Raw genomic sequence first — 17,838 nt, 5'->3', positions numbered from 1 at the left:
CCGCAGATCCGACCCCTGAGGATGGACACCCAAAGCTCACCGACCGACCACGCCCTCGCTTCCGCCAACGACAGCGTCGCTGCCGACCGAGGCACCCCAGGCGTTGGCGACCGTCCCCGCCGCCTCCCGCTCGACGCCACCCACTATCCCACGCGCGGCGCCCTGCGCTGGCTGTTTCTCTTTCGCCTCCTCATGGTGGTCGGCCTGGTACTCGCCTTTTCGCCCACTGTCGTCGAGCCCGCGGTCGGGCGCTACGAGACCGAGCTGGCGTGGAACATTCTCGTCGCCTATGCCGTTCTGGTGCTCATCAGCGGCTTGGGGCTCTCACTGGGAAGACCGCGACGGTCGACCCAGGTCCAGCTCGCCATCTTCATCGACATCGCCACCTTCACGGCTCTCATGCACGCCGCCGGCGGCATCTCCAGCGGCCTCGGCATCCTGCTCGCCGTGTCGGTGGCCGCGGGCGCCCTAATGATGGAGGGGCGTCTATCACTCTTCTTCGCGGCCGTGGCCGCGCTGGCCATCATAAGCCAGCAGATCTACGCGAGCTTCCTCGGCGCAGACATCCGCACCTCCTTCACGCAGGCCGGATTCCTGGGGCTGCTCTATTTCGCCGTCGCCCTGCTCTCCCATGTGCTCTACCGCCGCATCCGCTCGGCCGAGGCCCTGGCCGCGCGGCGCAAGGTCGACATCGACGACCTGGCCAAGCTGAGCGAGTTCGTCATCCATAGCATCGGCACCGGAATCCTGGTTGCGGATGGCGAGCGCCGGCTGCGTCTGGTCAACGAGGCCGCACTGGACCTGATGGCCGCGGAGCGCGTGAGCCCTGGGGTCTCCCTCAACGAGCTCTCGCCGGAGCTCTGCGACTGGCTTGCCGACCAGGTCCAATCACCGCACCCCAAGGACGGACTGATTCGGATCGGGGAGCGCGAGATCTGGGCCTCGATCCGCCTGCTCGGGGACTTCCGCGCCAGCGGTGTCATCATCTATCTGCGCGACAATCAGGAGGCCATCGAAGAGGCCCAACAGATCAAGCTGGCCTCGCTTGGCACCTTGACGGCGAGCATCGCCCACAATATCCGCAATCCGCTGAGTAGCATCAGCCATGCCGCCCAGCTGTTGGCGGAGAGCAGTCACCTCGACGCAGACGACCAGCACCTGATCGAGATCGTCCGCCGCAACAGCGGGCGCATCGAAGAAACCGTGGAGAGCGTGCTAGAGCTCTCGCGACGCAACCAGATCGACCCGCAGGAGATCGACCTCAAGCACTGGCTGCAGTCCTTCGCGCATGAGCTTCGCGAGAGCAAGGCGCTTGCGGAGACGGCGCTCCTCGTCGACCTCGACTCGGCGCCGACCCAGATCCAGGTCGATACCAGGCACCTGCACCAGATCCTCGCCAACCTGTGCGAGAACGCCCTGGCGCACGGCGGGATCGACGGGCAAGACGTCAGCGTCCAGATCCGCCTCGAGCGCCGCGAGGAGCGCGGCGAGGCCTGGCTGGAGGTGCGCGACAGAGGGCCGGGCATCGCCCCCGGCATCGTCAAGGAGATCTTCAGCCCCTTCTTCACGACCAAGAGTCAGGGCACCGGACTCGGGCTCTACATCGCTCGCGAGCTTGCGGAATCCAATGGCCTGAGGCTCGTCTACGAGCCCGTGCGGCCGACCGGCAGCTGTTTCAGACTCATCATCCCTGCCGCAGACTAGCCTCGGCGCGGCAGGAACTGGAGCGCCAGGGATCCCCCCATCTCTCCGGCAGCGCAAAGCGGTGAGTGTTGCCCGGATCGCTTTCCGCCTTTAGGCGGGGCGCGCTATGCTTTGCCGATCGCGTTAGGATGACGGAAGCCCGATGGAGAGCCAGCGAAGCGGCCTTCGCTCGCGCCTGGCCTTGGTCATCCGTTGGGCCGCTAGGTTGGACGAGCGCGAGCGAAGTCCACCGAATTCCGCGCCGGCGTTGGTGGACTGAGCTGCGAGACTGTGAAGAAATTCTGCGTAGGTTGGGCTGAGGTACGAAGCCCAACATGGCGGCTAGCCTAACGCTTCGATTGTTGGGCCTCCTGCGTCGGCCCAACCTACACCAATCTGCGATCTTCGCGGTGCGCTTGGATTACTCTCACAGTCTCTGCGCTTGTCCACCAACTAGAGGAGACGACTGACAGGAGACGACTGGCCGAAACGATGATCCACGCCCGCGCGCCGCGATCAAGCCGAAACACGCAGAGTTCGAGCAAGCACCCATGAGCAAGGCCCAAGCACTGGTCGTCGATGACGAGACCGACATCCTGGATCTGATCAAGATCACACTGGGGCGGATGGACGTCCAGGCATCCACGGCCCTGACCGTCGCCGATGCCAAACGCCAGCTCCAGCGCGGCCGGTTCGACCTCTGCCTCACCGACATGAACCTCCCGGACGGCTCAGGGATCGATTTTCTGCAGCACCTCAGCGAGCGTTATCCAAGCATCCCGGTCGCCATGATCACGGCCCACGGCAGTACCGAGTCCGCGGTCGCCGCCATGAAGGCCGGTGCCTTCGACTTCGTCGCCAAGCCGGTCGATCTCAAGCTGCTGCGCAATCTCGTGGAATCCGCACTCAAGCTGCGCGGCGCCGCCGCGCCGAGCGACGAGGCGGGCGGATCTGGCGTGCGCCTGCTCGGCGATTCCCCGGCCATGGAGCAGATCCGTCACCTCATCGCCAAGCTGGCACGCAACCAGGCGCCCGTGTTCGTCACCGGCGAGAGCGGCACGGGCAAGGAGCTCGCCGCACGGCTCATCCACGCCCAAGGCCCGCGGCACGAGGGGCCCTTCGTGGCGGTCAACTGCGGCGCCATCCCGCAAGAGCTGGTCGAGAGCGAGCTCTTCGGCCACAGGAAGGGCAGCTTCACCGGTGCCGTCGGCGACAAGGAGGGGCTGTTCCAGGCCGCGGAGGGCGGCACCCTCTTCCTCGACGAGGTCGCGGACCTGCCGCTGCTGGCCCAGGTCAAGCTGCTCCGCGCCATCCAGGAGAAATCCGTGCGGCCGGTCGGGGCGCAGCAGGAGGTCCCGGTCAATGTCCGCATCATCAGCGCCAGCCATCGCGACCTCAACGCCGAGGTGGAGCAGGGCAACTTTCGCCAAGACCTCTTCTACCGCATCAACGTCATCGAGCTACGCATGCCCGCGCTGCGCGAGCGCCCCGAGGACATCGCCCTGCTTGCCGAGCAGATCCTGAGCCGGCTCTCCCAAGCCCAGGGGAGCGGGACGAACGCCTCGCCCTGGCGATTGACCGCCAAGGCCATCGAGGCACTCAAGCGACACCCCTTCCCCGGCAACGTCCGCGAGCTCGAGAACGCGCTCGAGCGCGCAACCGCCCTCGCCGACGGCGATGTGATCGAGGTCGAGGATCTCTACCTCGCCAAATGCGAATCCAAGCAAGCGCGCGCGCCATCCGCCAGTCCCGGACTCGACGACAGCCAGCCCCTGGAAGACTATCTGAGCGAGGTCGAAAAGCAGGCCATTTTGAGCGCGCTCGACGAGACGCACTGGAACCGGACGGCGGCCGCCAGGAAGCTCGGCATGACGCTCCGCTCTTTGCGCTATCGACTCGCCAAGCTCGGCATCGAATAGGGTCCCCACAGCCACCGAGGCCGAGCGGCGCGCGCATCTTGCACCATTCTTCACAGCGACCACCCTAGCGAGTCTCCCGAGACTTCCTGCAGAATCCCGCTCTTCGAGCAAATGACGTCCGGCTTCCGTCAGGAGACGCCGAGCTCGACCGGAGGCCTTAGCGCTCTCCAGCATCGCGCGCTGCTCGTCGGGCGCCGAGGAGACTCGGGCGCAAGGCGCGCGCAGGCCGAAGCCGCCGGGGCCGAGCCACAAACCATGAGGTAGCCAAGATTGTCGGATTCCGACCCGCGCCCCAGCCCCCAGGCTCAGGGCCAGGACCCCTTCGTCGACTGGGTGCGACAAGCGACGCCCTATATCCACGCGCACCGTGGACGCACCTTCGTCATCGCGTTCGGCGGCGAGGCCGTGGCCGATCCGCGCTTCCCCGACCTGGTGCATGACATCGCCCTGCTGCACGGACTCGGGATCCGACTGGTCCTGGTGCATGGCGCCCGGCCGCAGATCGAGAACCGGCTGCAGGACCAAGGGGCGGAGCTGCGCTATGTGAACGGCCTCAGGGTAACGGACGACAAGGCACTCGCCTGCGTCAAGGAGGCCGCCGGCATGGTGCGCGTCGAGATCGAGGCACTGCTCTCGCTCGGCTTGGCCAACTCGCCCATGGCCGGGGTGCGCATACCCGTGGTGTCGGGCAACTTCGTAACGGCGCGTCCGCTCGGCGTCATCGACGGCGTCGACTACCTCCACACCGGGTCCGTGCGGCGCGTCGAGCACCGCACGCTCCGGCGCCTGCTGGATCAAGGCGCCGTCGCCCTCATGCCGCCGCTCGGCTACTCGCCGACCGGGGAGGTCTTCAACCTCAGCGCCGCGGACGTCGCCCGCAGCGCCGCGATCGCGCTCGGCGCGGACAAGCTCGTCTTTCTGCTCGAAGACCCGCGCCTGACCGAGCCGGGCTTGGTCCCGCCCAATCTGCTGGCGCCCGAGGTGGACAGGCTGCTTGCAGCCCAGCCAGAGCTGTCCGACGAGATCGCGAGCTGCCTGCGCGCCGGGGCATCGGCCTGCCGCAACGGCATCCCGCGCGTCCATCTCGTCGGCCGCGACCGCGACGGCGCCCTGCTGCGCGAGCTCTTCACCCGCGACGGCAGCGGCACCCTCATCTCGGCGGAGCCCTACGAAGATCTGCGCCCGGCGCGCATCGACGACGTCACCGGCATCCTCGAGCTGCTGAGACCCCTCGAGCAGGGCGGCGTGCTGGTGCGCCGCTCGCGCGAACGGCTGGAGACAGAGATCGAGCGCTTCTTCATCGTCGAGCGCGACGGGATGGTGACTGCCTGCGCGGCACTCTACCCTTACGCCGAAGACGGCATGGCAGAGCTGGCCTGCCTCGCCGTGCACCCGGACTACCGGGGCGATCGGCGCGGCGACCGCCTGCTCGAGCATCTCGAGGGACTCGCCAGATCCCAGCAGATCCAGCAGCTCTTCGTACTCACCACGCAGACCGCTCATTGGTTCCAGGAGCGCGGCTTCCAGCCCTCCGGCCTGGAGATCCTGCCCATGGAAAAACAAGCGCTCTACAACTTCCGCCGCGGCTCCAAGGTGTTCGTCAAGTCCCTTTGAAAGCCCGCGCGATCGCCTCGACCCCACTCATGAAGCAAGAACAAGCCCCCGCCACGCGCATCCTTGTCGCCTTTGCAGCGCCCATCGCCCTGCCGAGACAGGTGCCTGCCTCGCCGCGCCGCAAGCAAGCGACATCGCCTGGCCGCGTGTCCGCGTGCCGAGCCAGCCCCTCCCCCTGGCTCGCGTCCGCGCTCGGCATCGCACTCATGCTCACCACGACGCTCGGCATGAGCCAGACCCCGGAGACGGCCCCGCCGCCGAATCCGGCCGCGAGCACGGCGACCACCATGCCCCTGCCGACCGCAGAGCAGCTCGAAGGCAAGCTGACGGACCTGGAATCCGCGGGTGGCATGGACGAGTCGCTCAAGCTATCGCTGAGCGAGCTCTACAGACGCGCCCAATCCAGCCTGCAAGAAGCCGCCAACTTTCGCACCCAAACGCAAGAGCTCGGCAAGTTCATCGAAAGCGCCCCCACGGAGATCGCGGCGATTCAGCGCGAGCTCGATGCCGGCCAAGCCAGCGGCAAGCAAGAAGACCCCGTACAGGTGCCAGACCATCTCACCGCGGAGACGGTCAGCCAACGGCTGAGCCAGATCATGGCCGACGTCGCGGCCCAGGAAACGCGCGTCAGCGAATTGGAGAAGCTCCTCGACGAAAGCCCCGACCGTCCGGCGAGCAGCCGCAACCGGCTCATCGCGGTCAAGCAAGCGCTCGACGAGATCGGCGATAGCCTGAACAAGCCACCGGCACCTGGCGAGGCGCCGGAGGTGATCGAGGCCAAGCGCTGGGAGCTCGAGGCCCAGCGACAAGCACGCTGGGCCGAGTCGGGGATGCTCGAGCAGGACCTGCGCAGCCAATCCTTGCGCGAGTCCTACTACAAGGCAAAGCGTGACGAGGCGGCGCTCCAGGTCGACCGGCTCAAGGCGGAGCAGCACGCCCTGGAGAAGCGGCTCGGCACGCTGCGCGAGCGGCAGGCCTCCGACGCCCAACAGGCCTCGGAGCAGGCCACGCGGGACGCGGAGAGCAAGCCAGAGCTGGTGCGCGCACTCATTCGGGAGAACGCCGAGATCACCGACACCTTGGCGAAGACCGCCGATCAGCTCCAAGGCTTCAGCGCCGAGCTGGCGGCAATCGATGCCGAGCGCGAGCGCGTCGAGGACGACTTCAGGGGTGCGAAGCAGCGCATCGAGGCCGTCGGACTCAGCAAGGCGCTCGGCCAGGTTCTGCTCGATCGACGCAGCCAGCTCCCGGACCTCGAGCGCTATCGCAGCCAGATCGCCGAGCGCGAGGACGCCATTGCCGACGCGACGCTGCGGCAGATCCGCTATCGCGAAGAAGAGCTCGACCTGCGCGATCTCCAGCGCGATGCCGATGAGCGGATCGCCGCGGCGCAGGAGCCCGCCCCTGAGCCGGGACTGCGCGCCGAGGTCATCGACGCGCTCAAGCAGCGCAAGGCGCTGATCACCCAGGCGATGCGCATCGACGATGACTACATCCGCCAGCTCGGCGAGCTGAACTACGCCTCCGAGCGCGTCATCCAGGTCGCCGAGAGCTATGACACCTTCCTCGCCGAGCGGCTCCTGTGGGTTCGCAGCGCCCCCCAAGTCAATCTCGAGACCCTCAAGGCGCTGCCCAATGCCGTCGGGTGGCTCATCTCGCCGGAGGGCTGGATCAACCTTGCGGCCACGCTGAGCGAGCGCATTCGAAGCTCCCCCGGCTTCTGGCTCGGGCTCTTGGTCTCCGGCGTTCTGGTTTGGAAGCTCTCCGCGCTACGCCGCGCCATTCGCGCCAATGCCGAGCCGTTGCGACGGGTGCGGACCGACCGTATTCGCTTCACCCTCCAAGCCATCGGCCTCACGCTGGTGGCAGCGCTGCCGCTGCCGCTGCTGCTATGGCTCCTTGGCTGGCAGATCCAGGCCTCGTCCACCGCGAACGCCTTCTCACTTGCATTGGGCGGGGCCTTTTCGAAGGTGGCGCTCGGTCTCTACTACCTGCTTTCGTTTCGCATGATCTGCATCACCGGAGGCGTCGCGGACCGCCACTTCCGCTGGAGCACTGAGGTGCTCAAACGACTCAGGAAGGGCTTCGACTGGTTCGCGATCTACGCCGTGCCGACCTCGCTCCTCACCATCACCCTTTACCAGAGCACGGACCCGGCCCATGTCGCGAGTCTCGCCAGACTGGCGCTCATCGCCAACTTGCTCGGCTTCGCGACCCTCTTCTATCTGCTGCTCAGATCGAGCAAGGGCGTCCTCACCGAGTTTCAGGCGGATCACCCGAGCAGCTGGCTCAGTCGCCTGCGCCGGCTCTGGTTTCCGATCATCGTCGGCGCCCCACTGTCGCTCGCCGTCCTCGCCGTCCTCGGATACGTCTACACCGCTGGAACCCTCTTCCAGTCGCTCGTGTATCAGATGTGGCTGGTGCTCGGCCTCATCGTCCTGCATCAAACCATCGTCCGCTGGCTGATCGTGACGCGCAGACGCCTGGCGCTGCAGGCCGCGCTGGACCGTCAGGCCGCGCGGCGCGCTCAGAGCGAGGGCGAAAAGCGCGACGCGGCAACCACCTCCGAAGTGGTCACGATCGAGGAGCCCGAGCCCGATCTCGCCACCCTGGACGAGCAGACGCGGCGGCTGATCAACGCCTCCGTCTTCATCGGCGGCATCGTCGGCCTCTGGCTGACCTGGTCGGACGTCTTGCCGGCCTTCACCTTCTTCGAGCATGTCGCGCTCTGGCATTACAGCGGCGTCGTCGATGGGACGGAGCAAATGGTCCCAATGACCGCGGCAGACGTCGGCCTGGTGCTGGTCATCATCTTCGTGGGGACCATCGCGGCGAAGAATCTCCCCGCGCTGCTCGAGATCGTGCTGCTCCAAAGCGCTTCCGTGTCGGCGGGGGCACGCTATGCCGCCAAGACGCTGGCCAGCTATCTGATCACGGCGGTCGCGGCACTGCTCACCTTCAGCACACTCGGGCTGAGCTGGGGACAGGTGCAGTGGCTGGTGGCCGCATTGGGCGTCGGCATCGGCTTCGGCCTGCAGGAGATCGTCGCCAACTTCATCAGCGGCATCATCATCCTGTTCGAGCGCCCTGTGCGCGTCGGTGACATCGTCACCATCGGGGACACCACGGGCGTGGTGAGCAATATCAGCATCCGCGCCACGACCATCCGCAACTGGGACAAGCAAGAGCTGCTGGTGCCGAACAAGGAGTTCATCACCGGGCGGCTGCTCAACTGGACCCTGACCGATCAGCAGAATCGCATCACCATCCCGGTCGGCATCGAGTACGGCAGCGACACCAAGAAGGCGCTCGCACTCCTCGCTCAGGTCGCCGAGCAGCACGAGAGCGTTCTCAAGGACCCCGCGCCCCTGATCAGCTTCGAGGCCTTCGGCGACAACGCGCTGACGGTGATCTTGAGGTGCTACCTGAGCTCGCTGGATGGACGCATCGGCGTCATCACGGATCTGCACCAGGCCATCTACGACAGCTTCAACGCGCATGGCATCCAGATCGCCTTCCCGCAGCGCGATGTGCGGCTCTTCACCAAGAAGCCCCTGGATCTGAGGATCAGCCGTGGCGAGCGAGGTCTGGCCGGCCCAAGAATCGGCGAGGACGGCGGCGCCGACTAGACGCCCGCTGTCTTCGTCGCGGTGGGACGAGAGGCGAGAAGCCCGAAGGGTAGGAAGGGTGCTGGGGCAGCACGGCGGAGGCGAGGCTCCGCCGTGGCTCGAAAACGCTGGTCAGCCTAGCCCAGCTCGTCGAAGGACGGATCCTCGAGCAGCTCGCGCAGCCGCCTCAGCTCTCGGATATGCTCGATGCGCCGGCGGACATCGAAGCTACCCAACTGCTCAGGCGACGCCTTGTGCTCAAAAAACGCTTTGTGCTCAGACAAGGCTTTGGACATGGGTGGCGGGACGGGCTCACCACCTTCGTCGCTGTCGCTAATATCGGAATCCAGCATCTCCTCTACCTCGGATCAAGCAAGATAACGCTATGGTTACGGAAGCGCCCGTATAACCGAAATTGGGTAGGGAGATGAAGTCTTTTTTTCGATCTTGAGAATCGCGTTTCGCGAGCCGCGCGACCGCATGCCGCTGACCTGCCCGCAGCCGCTCCCAAGCACCGCAACAGGGGCCTTAGACGCCGCCAGCAGAAACGACTTGACAGGCCAGCTCCGCACGCCCGGCACGCATCGCGGGCGCGGAGTCTGTATCATGCCTTAGGAGATTCCTGGGCGAGCAGCGCTCTGTTTCGATGAGCCCAACGACCGACCCTGTTACGTCCGATCCAGTCACGGCCAGCGCGGTTGAGCAGCAAAGACGACAGATGCCGACAGAGATCCGTTTCGGAGCCTTCGTGCGAGAGATCACGGTCCAGCAGGACCGCATCTCGTACAACAACATCACCCCCAAGATCTGGCGCGACGCCGAGGGAGCCGAGATCCCCTATCGGGCGCCGCGCATCCGGCTGCGCGCCATCGACGCCTATCGGCTCATCAAGCCCTATGTCAGCGTCCGCTTCATGGAGCAGATCCGCGCGGTCGTGCCCCTGGCCGTCTATCTGATGCTCTTCCAGTGGCTCATCCTGCAGCAGGAGATCCTCGACGCGGGGATCATCACGGCCGGCCTGGTCGCCGTCATCATCGGCCTCATGCTCTTCATGGAAGGGCTCAAGGTCGGACTCATGCCCTTCGGCGAGACGCTGGGCACCATCCTGCCGGCCAAGGCCCATTTGAATGTCGTGCTCCTGATCGCCTTCATCCTGGGCATCGGCGTGACCTTCGCCGAGCCGGCGATCGGCGCGCTCAAGGCCGCGGGACAGATCGTGCGCGTGGAGTCGGCGCCCTATCTCTACGCCCTGCTGAACGACTGGTCAGAGGTCCTGGTGCTGGGTGTCGGCCTTGGCGTCGGCGTGGCCGCCGTGCTTGGAACCCTCAGATTCCTCTACGGCTGGAGCCTCAAGCCGCTCATCTATCTAACCTTGGTGCCCACGCTCGGACTCACCCTCTATCTCACGACCGATCCTGAGCTGCACAAGACGCTGGGCTTGGCCTGGGACTGCGGCGCCGTCACCACGGGCCCGGTCACGGTGCCGCTGGTCCTCTCGCTCGGCATCGGCATCGCCGCGGCGGCCGGCAAGGGCCAGAGCTCGCTGTCGGGCTTCGGCATCGTCACCCTGGCCTCGCTCTTCCCGATCATCGGTGTCCAGCTGCTCGCGATCTACGTCTCCTTCGCAACCACTCCGGAGGCCATCATCGCGGGTGCCGAGCACAGCGCCGCACTGGCCACAGTCCCGGCGTGGTATGAGCAAACACCCTGGGTCGAGATCATCTCCGGTCTCCGCGCCATCGTGCCGCTGGTGGTTTTCCTCTTTCTGGTGATGCGGGTTCTGCTCAAGGAGCGCTTCAAGCACCCGGGAAACATCGCCTATGGCATCACCCTGACCGTCCTGGGCATGATCGTCTTCAATCTCGGCCTGACCTATGGACTGTCGAAGCTGGGCGCGCAATCGGGCAGTCTGGTGCCCGCCTCCTTCATGGACATCGCGGCCGTCGATAACGATCCGCTCTTCTCGCTCGCACTTGGGCTCGCCATCGCGCTCGGCTTCGCCTGGATCCTCGGCTTCGGCGCCACGCTGGCGGAGCCGGCGCTCAATGCGCTCGGCCTGACGGTGGAGAACCTCACCAATGGCGCCTTCCCAAAGCAGGTTCTCATCTACGCAGTCTCGCTCGGGGTCGGTTTCGGGCTCGCGCTGGGGGTCGCCAAGATCGTCTTCGACTTCTCGCTCGCCTGGCTGCTGATCCCCGGCTATGCGCTCGCGATCCTGCTCACCATCTTTTCGACCGAGGAGTACGTCAATATCGCTTGGGACAGCGCCGGCGTGACGACCGGGCCGGTGACGGTTCCCCTGGTGCTCGCCATGGGCCTGGGCTTCGGCGACGCCATGCAGGCCATCGAGGGCTTCGGAATCCTCGCCATGGCCTCGATCGGCCCGATCCTCTCAGTCCTATCGACAGGGCTCTGGATTCAGTGGAAGGTACGGCGCAAGCACCGCCGCTATGATGAGTCCATGCATGTGTCCGAGACCGAGGAGGCAGCCGCGTGAGCAAGCAAGAGATCGTCGTCCTGACCGACGTCGCCCTGATCACCGCCAGCGTTCAGCGCGGCATGGCCGACGAGATCGTCAAGGCCGCCCAGGAGGCCGGCGCACAGGGCGCGAGCATCCACTATGCCCACGGGCGCGGCGTGCGCGAGCGCCTCGGCATCTGGGGGCTGGCTGTCGAGGCCGAGAAGGAGGTGATCAACATTGTCGTCTCGAGCGACCAGGTCGACCGCGTCTTCGAGAAGATGTACGTCGCCGGCAAGATGGACACCCCAGGCATGGGCTTCATGTGGGTCACGCCGCTCGAAAAGGCGGCCACCTTCGTGCCGCCTGAGATCATCGAGCGTCTGGCCTCCAGCCAGACGCCGGGGCGCAGAAAGGGCTGATACCCGAGCGAGCAGATGGACGCCAAAGACTCCCAAAAGATCATCACCTGCATCCTGCCGATGGGAAAGGCCATGCCGCTGGTCCGCACCCTGGCGACCGAGCATGGCCTGAGCGCGGTCGACGTCAACTATGCGCGCGGGGTGGGCCGCATCACCCCACTGCGACACCGTGGCATCGGCGAGGCGTCCGAGCGTGCGATCCTGACCGTCGCCGTCCCCGCGAGCGAGGCGGACCACTACTTCGAGCTCATCTACGAGATCGCCGAGATCAACCGCCCCCACGGCGGTCTGATGTACATGCACGGCACCAACATGGCGACCGGCTTCACCCTGCCCGACCTGCCCGAGGAGCACTAGCGCTGCCGCAACGCTCGGCAGGCACCTGCGCTGCTTGACCTCCCACCGGATTCTGCGAAGATTTCACGCTCGCCACAGCTGGACGCCCCCATGCCTGAAGCAGCCGACCAGGCCACCGACGCACCGGCCGAAAAGACCGTTGCCGCCGTCGATCTTGGCTCCAACAGTTTCCACATGATTGTCGCCCGCATCGATGACGGCCACGTCCAGGTCATCGATCGGCTCAAGGAGATGGTGCGCCTTGGGGAGGGACTGCAGGACGACAAGACCATTTCGCCCGAGGTCGCGGAGCGCGCCCTCGCCTGCCTGGAGCGCTTCGGACAGCGCTTGCGCGGCTTCGAGCCGGGAACCGTGCGCGCCGTCGGCACCAATACGCTGCGTCAGGTGCCCGCCGAGCTCGGCTTCATCGCCCAGGCCGAGGCGGCCCTGGGCCATCCCATCGACGTCATCGCCGGCCGGGAAGAGGCCCGCCTGATCTACCTCGGCGTCGCCTACGGCCTCGCGGCGGGCGCGGACCGGCGCCTGGTCGTGGACATCGGCGGCGGCAGCACCGAGATCATCATCGGCATGGGCTTCTCGCCGCGACTGCGCGAGAGCCTGCACATGGGCTGCGTGAGCATGTCGCGGCGCCACTTCGCCGACGGGCGGATCACCGCCAAGGCCATGCAGCGCGCGGAGCTGACCGGCGCCCTCGAGGTACGCCCGGTGCGCGAGCTCTTCCGCCGCGCCCGCTGGCAAACGGCCGTCGGCAGCTCCGGCACCATTCGCGCCATCGCATCCGTGGTCAGGGCCCAGGGCTGGTGCGAGGACGGCATCTCGGCGGAATCCTTGACGCAGCTCAGGGACACGCTGATCGACGCCGGCAAAGTCTCCGCGCTCGACCTCAAGGGCCTGGCCGAAGAGCGCCAGCCGGTCTTTGCCGGCGGCGTCGCCGTGCTGCGTGCCGTCTTCGAGTCGCTCGGCATTCAGCACATGCAGGTCTCGGACTATGCCCTGCGCGAGGGACTCATCTACGAGCTGGTCGGGCGCGACCAGCATGGCGACGTGCGCGAGCGCACCGTGGCCAAGCTCTGCCGCCAGTTCAGGATCGACCAGGAGCACGGCCAGCGCGTCCAGACCACCGCCCAGACCCTCTATCGCCAGCTTGCCGGCCCCTGGTCACTGACCAATCCGGAGCACCAGCGGATGCTCGCCTGGGCCGCCCGGCTGCATGAGACCGGCGTCATGGTGGCCCACAGCCAGTATCAGAAGCATGGCGCCTACCTGCTGCGCAATGCGGACCTGCCCGGCTTCACCCGTCAGGAGCAGATGGTCCTGTCGACCTTGGTGCTGGGCCATCGGCGCAAGTTTCCGACCCAGGAGTTCGCCAACCTCCCCGCCGGCTTCCAAGCCTGCGCACGCCGACTCTGCGTGATCCTGCGCCTGGCCGTGCTCATGCATCGCGGACGCTCGGCGGACGCCAAGCCCAACCCAACCCTGGAGGCCGATGGGGACGGACTGAGGCTCAGTTTCCCGGACGATTGGCTCGCCACCCATCCCCTGACCCAGCTCGAGCTGGAGCAGGAGGCGGAGCGCCTGGCGAGCGCCGGGATCCAGCTCAGCTTCGGCTGACACCCATCCACTCCCCGGACACGATCGGGCAGGGCGAGAAGCCCAAAATCTTCACGCTATCCTGCTAGAATCCCGACACGCGGGCACCGCCCGCGTTGCTACGAAGAAATCCAATTGGCCGCCGCGCCTCGTCGCGCCGGCCCTTAGCTGCTCACTCCGGAGGTTTAGAAGAATGGCCGCACTCTTTTCCGATGAGTGGATGAAACAACTGAAGGACGCCTGGAACAACGAGCCAGAGGTCAAAAACAAGCTGGCCGAGATCGATTTCGATTCGGTCATCACCTGTGGGTTCAAGAACGAAGACAGCCCCCGCGGTGTCTTCGTCGTCGAGAAGGGTGAGTGTGTCCGTGCCGGCAGCTGGTCCGACAGCGACCCGGCCCCGAACTGGGACATGCGCGCCGACATCAAGGACTGGCTCAAGTGGGTCGAGAACGGCATCGGCATGACCGGCATGGGCGCCGCATTCATGACCGGCAAGCTCAAGTTCAAGGAAGGCGACTACAAGGCCATCATCAAGGACCCGCGCATGGCCAACCCCTTCGTCAAGAGCTTCGGCCTCATGCAGCAGCTCGACACCGACGAGGTGAAGTGATCGGCTGACCGGCCGCCATCACGCAGAAAGCCCGCCATCGCGCGGGCTTTTTGTTGCCAGCGACCAGGGTCGCAGGCTGAACAAGCGCAGCGCAGTCCACCAGAGCCGGCGCGGAATTCGGTGGACTTCGCTCGCTCTCGTCCACACTACGCGGCGCGCGCGGCCGGGCCCGCAGTCGATTAGCCCAGGGTATAGCCGGCATCCACGCTCAGCGTCGTCCCGGTCACCAATCGGGCGCGCGACGAGGCGAGAAAGAGGACGGCCTCGGCCACGTCGGCGGGCTTGACGACCGCCTGGCTCAAGACATGGCGCTTGGCGGTGATCTCCCGCATGAGGTCGGTGGCGCCGCCCCACATCTCGGAATCGACCACGCCAGGCGCAACGCCGTTGACGCGGATGCCCTTGGGGCCGAGCGCGAGCGCCAGCCGGCGCGTCAGCATGTCGAGTCCGGCCTTGCTGACCGAGTAGCTGGTGGAGGTGCAGGTCGCGAAGGGATGCTGGGCACAGGCCGAGGAGATGTTCAGCACCACGGGGGCCTCACTGAGCCCCAGCAAGTCGGCAAAGACCTGCGTCAGCGCAAAGGGGGCGACGAGATTGACCTCCAGGGTCGCCCGCCACTGCTCCAGGCCCTCCTCCAGCGTCCCGGCACCGAGGATGACCCCGGCGTTGTTCACCAAGACGTCCAACCGTCCGGCATCCGACGCGATCCGCTCAGAGAGACGCGCGAGGAAGACCGCGTCGGTAACGTCGCCTCGCAGGAGGACGAGGGAGCCTTGCGCGACCGCCTCCGGCCAGCGCCCCTCGAGCCGCCGCAGCTTTTCGGCATCGCGACTGAAGCTGTAGACCCGATCGCCCTCGGCCAGGAAGGCCTGGACCAGCGCGGCACCGATTCCCGAGGTGCCGCCGCTGATACAAACGACGCGCCGCGTCTCCGACTCCGCACTCATCGCTCGCGCTGACCCAAGTTGGCGTGGATGAGGGCACCGTTCAGCACGGGCGCATGGGACGCGAAGGCCACCGTCTCAGCGATCTCCTCGGGCTCGATCAGCCGATCGAAGGCGCTCATGGCAGTGATGGCGGCCAGGGTCTCCGTGTTGTCACCGATCAGACCCCGCAGCTGCTCGGTGTCCGTGAAGCCGGGGCAGATCATGCAGGTGTGGATGCCGCGCCCGGCCAAATCCTGGCAAGTCGCCCGCATCATGCCGGCCAGGGCGTGCTTGGCGATCACATAGCTGGCAACGCCAGGCACTGCCTTTTCGGCCAGCGTCGAGCCGATGTAGAGGATGCTAGAGCCCGGGCCCATTGATGGAGCGGCGAGGCGATTCAGGGCATTTGCGGAGAGGATATTGAGCTGCAGCACCTCCTGCAGGTCCGCGCTCGCCAGGCCGTCGATGCGATCGGAGCGCATGACGGAGGCGTTGTGGACCAAGCAGATTCGGTCGGCCTCGGCGAGACGCTCGGACAGCGCGCCTTCCAGGGACTCCAAGGCACCCGGCTCGGCGAGATCGCAGAGCAGGCTGTCCACGCCGGCCTCCGGACAGGGGCGGCGCGCGATGCTGAGCACATTCCAGCCATCGACTAGGAAACGGTTGGCGATCGCCCGCCCGATCCCGGAGCTGGCGCCTGTGACGACGAGAAGATTCATGCCGACTCCCAAGTTGCGACGGCCCACTGACCGGCCCCCGAAGACACACCAAGCTCGATGGCGTGAAAGCCCATTCCCGCAAGCTCCGGACGGTCCCGCAAGCGCGCGAGCAGCAGGGGCGCTAGCTCCTCGATGGTCACGTTGCGAATCGGCAGCAGCAAGACATCACGCTCCAGGAAGGTCATGCGCTGCTCCGCGAAGAGCACGACGACTTGCCCCTCCTGCCGCTCCAGGCGCAGAAAGGGCGACAGCTCCGGCAGCAAGAGCCGCTCATCGAAGGTATCGCACAGCGCCTTGAGCACCCGCTTCAGGTCGACATAGTCGAAGGCGAGACCGTTCGGACCGATCGCCGCGGTAACCGCACAGCGGACGTGAAAGTTATGGCCGTGAAGATTCTCGCGCTCGGTCGCGGAGAAGATCGTGAAATGACCAGCACTGAAGTTGAGGTACTCCTTGCTGATCTCGATGCGCGTCAGGGTTTGCTCAGCCAAGCCGAATCTCCGTTCATGTCCGCCACCGCGCCGGCGCGGATTCACACACCTCCTCGAGACGAGCCTGCTCGTCCTCCGCCTCGACAGGAGATGTGGGCCCGCCGATTGGATCAAACCCTCCCCCCCTGCCGAGCCACAGGCCACAAGCCCCTCGGCCTCATCCCATCGCGTGCCCGCATCGCTCCCGCTCAGAAGGTCCGCAAGAAGAAGGGGATAAGCAGGGCGTTCACCAGGTCGATGAAGAAGGCACAGACCAGGGGCACGATGATGAAGGCCAGGTGGGAGGCCCCATAGCGCTGCGTGACCGCCGCCATATTCGCCATCGCGGTCGGTGTCGACCCCAGCGAGATTCCGCCGAATCCGGAGCAGACCACAGCCGCATCATAATCGCGCCCCATGGCGCGGAAGACGATGAAGATATTGACCAGCACCGCCAGCGCGAACTGCGCCGCGAGGATCGTGAAGATGGGGCCGGCCAGATCGACGAGGGTCCAGAGCTGCATGCTCATGAGCGACATCGCCAGAAAGGTGCCCAGAGCGATGTCCGCGATCAGGGCCATCGCCGGCGTCCGCGTCGGCCAGCGCCGTCCGCTCAGCCGCGGGAAGCTCCTGGGGACCAGGTTCGTGAGGATGATCCCGGCGAAGAGGCAGGTGACGAACAGCGGCAGCTGCAGCCCCAGGTCCGCAAGGATATCGTTCAAGACAAGTCCAAGGATGGCGCTCACGTGGATCGCCAGCACCGCATCCAAGAAATCCAGGTGGTCGATGCCCCTGTCCGCTTGCTGCCGACTGACACCCACGTCCTGCGGCTCCTGCACGGTCGGCCTCAGGCCGTGGCGGCTGATGAGAAACTTGGCGATCGGGCCACCCATGAGGCTCGCGAGGATGAGACCAAAGGTCGCGCAGGCGATTCCGATCTCCATCGCGTTGGCCACCCCGAAGTCCTCCGAGATCTGTGGCGCCCAGGCGATGGCCGTGCCATGGCCGCCGATGAGCGAGACCGTGCCACCGAGCATCCCGACCGCGGCCGGCAGATCGAAGAGCGCCGCCACCGAGATCCCCGTGAGATTCTGAGCCAGCATATAGCCGATGGTGATCGCGAGCAGAATCAGCAGGGGCTTTCCCCCCGCGCGCAGGTCTGCCAAGCTGGCATTGATGCCGATGGTCGTGAAGAAGTACACGAGCAGCACATCGCGCGCCGCAAGGTCGAAGTCGATCGACACACCCGTGCCCCAGTAGAGCAGGCCGAGCAGGATCGAGATCAGCAGACCGCCCGTCACGGGCTCGGGGATGCTCAGCTCCCGCAGCAGGCCCAGCTGGTCGTTGAGACGCTTGCCGATGAAGAGGACGACGATGCCGACCGTGACGGTGAGAAAGGATCCAAACTGCGCCGTGCCTTCGTGTATCTCGATCATCTTCGGGATGCTCCGGTTGCAGG

The 17,838-nt window shown here is 66.1% G+C and carries 14 protein-coding genes; 9 read left to right on the top strand and 5 right to left on the bottom strand.

What is annotated here, in order from left to right; genetic code table 11:
* Positions 1-21: 21 nt before the first annotated feature.
* The 4 genes from G3446_RS13495 (at position 22) to G3446_RS13480 (ending at position 8,845) form a co-directional block, all read left to right on the top strand.
* Positions 22-1,704 carry a sensor histidine kinase gene (locus G3446_RS13495; RefSeq protein ID WP_164453356.1) on the top strand — a complete coding sequence of 561 codons (1,683 nt, stop codon included), beginning with the start codon at positions 22-24 and terminating at the stop codon, positions 1,702-1,704.
* A 530-nt stretch (positions 1,705-2,234) separates the two neighbouring features.
* A complete protein-coding gene (locus tag G3446_RS13490; RefSeq protein WP_164453355.1) occupies positions 2,235-3,602 on the top strand; it encodes a sigma-54-dependent transcriptional regulator in 1,368 nt (455 codons plus the stop codon).
* Between the two features lie 270 nt (positions 3,603-3,872).
* The gene (gene argA, locus G3446_RS13485) at positions 3,873-5,216 is read left to right on the top strand and encodes an amino-acid N-acetyltransferase (protein WP_164453354.1); all 1,344 of its coding nucleotides are present in this window, start codon (positions 3,873-3,875) and stop codon (positions 5,214-5,216) included.
* 29 nt (positions 5,217-5,245) lie between these two features.
* The gene (locus tag G3446_RS13480; RefSeq protein WP_245232489.1) at positions 5,246-8,845 is read left to right on the top strand and encodes a mechanosensitive ion channel domain-containing protein; all 3,600 of its coding nucleotides are present in this window, start codon (positions 5,246-5,248) and stop codon (positions 8,843-8,845) included.
* A gap of 116 nt (positions 8,846-8,961) precedes the next feature.
* Here the strand turns inward: G3446_RS13480 and G3446_RS13475 are convergent, their stop codons facing one another.
* Positions 8,962-9,177 carry a PA3496 family putative envelope integrity protein gene (locus G3446_RS13475; protein WP_164453353.1) on the bottom strand — a complete coding sequence of 72 codons (216 nt, stop codon included), beginning with the start codon at positions 9,175-9,177 and terminating at the stop codon, positions 8,962-8,964.
* Between the two features lie 365 nt (positions 9,178-9,542).
* Between G3446_RS13475 and G3446_RS13470 the strand changes: the two genes are divergently transcribed.
* The 5 genes from G3446_RS13470 (at position 9,543) to G3446_RS13450 (ending at position 14,264) form a co-directional block, all read left to right on the top strand.
* Complete coding sequence (locus G3446_RS13470; RefSeq protein WP_164453352.1) at positions 9,543-11,321, top strand: DUF1538 domain-containing protein; 1,779 nt, start codon at positions 9,543-9,545, stop codon at positions 11,319-11,321.
* Positions 11,318-11,704 (top strand): P-II family nitrogen regulator, encoded by a 387-nt coding sequence (locus tag G3446_RS13465; RefSeq protein WP_164453351.1) that lies wholly within the window; start codon positions 11,318-11,320, stop codon positions 11,702-11,704. The genes G3446_RS13470 and G3446_RS13465 overlap by 4 nt, the downstream gene beginning before the upstream one ends.
* Before the next feature lie 15 nt (positions 11,705-11,719).
* The gene (locus G3446_RS13460; RefSeq protein WP_164453350.1) at positions 11,720-12,061 is read left to right on the top strand and encodes a hypothetical protein; all 342 of its coding nucleotides are present in this window, start codon (positions 11,720-11,722) and stop codon (positions 12,059-12,061) included.
* A 90-nt stretch (positions 12,062-12,151) separates the two neighbouring features.
* Entirely contained in the window at positions 12,152-13,672 is a 1,521-nt protein-coding gene (ppx, locus tag G3446_RS13455) for an exopolyphosphatase (RefSeq protein WP_164453349.1), read from the top strand.
* A 172-nt stretch (positions 13,673-13,844) separates the two neighbouring features.
* Positions 13,845-14,264, top strand: coding sequence for an SCP2 sterol-binding domain-containing protein (locus G3446_RS13450; protein ID WP_164453348.1), 420 nt, complete (start codon positions 13,845-13,847; stop codon positions 14,262-14,264).
* Positions 14,265-14,443: 179 nt separating this feature from the next.
* Here G3446_RS13450 and G3446_RS13445 read toward each other — a convergent pair whose 3' ends face one another.
* The 4 genes from G3446_RS13445 to gltS all read right to left on the bottom strand — a co-directional run bounded on the left by G3446_RS13445 (position 14,444) and on the right by gltS (position 17,815).
* A complete protein-coding gene (locus tag G3446_RS13445) occupies positions 14,444-15,211 on the bottom strand; it encodes an SDR family NAD(P)-dependent oxidoreductase (RefSeq protein WP_164453347.1) in 768 nt (255 codons plus the stop codon).
* Positions 15,208-15,909 carry an SDR family NAD(P)-dependent oxidoreductase gene (locus G3446_RS13440; RefSeq protein ID WP_164453346.1) on the bottom strand — a complete coding sequence of 234 codons (702 nt, stop codon included), beginning with the start codon at positions 15,907-15,909 and terminating at the stop codon, positions 15,208-15,210. Before G3446_RS13440 ends, G3446_RS13445 begins: the two co-directional genes overlap by 4 nt.
* Entirely contained in the window at positions 15,906-16,400 is a 495-nt protein-coding gene (locus tag G3446_RS13435; protein WP_164453345.1) for a 6-pyruvoyl trahydropterin synthase family protein, read from the bottom strand. The genes G3446_RS13440 and G3446_RS13435 overlap by 4 nt, the downstream gene beginning before the upstream one ends.
* Positions 16,401-16,588: 188 nt before the next feature.
* Positions 16,589-17,815 (bottom strand): sodium/glutamate symporter, encoded by a 1,227-nt coding sequence (gene gltS / locus G3446_RS13430; RefSeq protein ID WP_164453344.1) that lies wholly within the window; start codon positions 17,813-17,815, stop codon positions 16,589-16,591.
* Positions 17,816-17,838 lie beyond the last annotated feature (23 nt).

Origin of the sequence: Thiorhodococcus minor, from assembly GCF_010820565.1 — a bacterium.
Classification (GTDB): domain Bacteria; phylum Pseudomonadota; class Gammaproteobacteria; order Chromatiales; family Chromatiaceae; genus Thiorhodococcus; species Thiorhodococcus minor.
The sequence above is the reverse complement of the archived record's forward strand: the minus strand, read 5'-3'. Positions and strand labels throughout refer to the sequence as shown.

Excerpts from the sequence above, each read along its gene's own strand:
- ppx (WP_164453349.1), top strand. The coding sequence starts at position 12,152 with ATGCCTGAAGCAGCCGACCAGGCCACCGACGCACCGGCCGAAAAGACC.
- G3446_RS13445 (WP_164453347.1), bottom strand. The coding sequence starts at position 15,211 with ATGAGTGCGGAGTCGGAGACGCGGCGCGTCGTTTGTATCAGCGGCGGC.
- G3446_RS13490 (WP_164453355.1), top strand. The coding sequence starts at position 2,235 with ATGAGCAAGGCCCAAGCACTGGTCGTCGATGACGAGACCGACATCCTG.
- G3446_RS13480 (WP_245232489.1), top strand. The coding sequence starts at position 5,246 with ATGAAGCAAGAACAAGCCCCCGCCACGCGCATCCTTGTCGCCTTTGCA.
- G3446_RS13450 (WP_164453348.1), top strand. The coding sequence starts at position 13,845 with ATGGCCGCACTCTTTTCCGATGAGTGGATGAAACAACTGAAGGACGCC.
- G3446_RS13495 (WP_164453356.1), top strand. The coding sequence starts at position 22 with ATGGACACCCAAAGCTCACCGACCGACCACGCCCTCGCTTCCGCCAAC.
- G3446_RS13440 (WP_164453346.1), bottom strand. The coding sequence starts at position 15,909 with ATGAATCTTCTCGTCGTCACAGGCGCCAGCTCCGGGATCGGGCGGGCG.
- G3446_RS13470 (WP_164453352.1), top strand. The coding sequence starts at position 9,543 with ATGCCGACAGAGATCCGTTTCGGAGCCTTCGTGCGAGAGATCACGGTC.
- G3446_RS13460 (WP_164453350.1), top strand. The coding sequence starts at position 11,720 with ATGGACGCCAAAGACTCCCAAAAGATCATCACCTGCATCCTGCCGATG.
- gltS (WP_164453344.1), bottom strand. The coding sequence starts at position 17,815 with ATGATCGAGATACACGAAGGCACGGCGCAGTTTGGATCCTTTCTCACC.
- G3446_RS13475 (WP_164453353.1), bottom strand. The coding sequence starts at position 9,177 with ATGCTGGATTCCGATATTAGCGACAGCGACGAAGGTGGTGAGCCCGTC.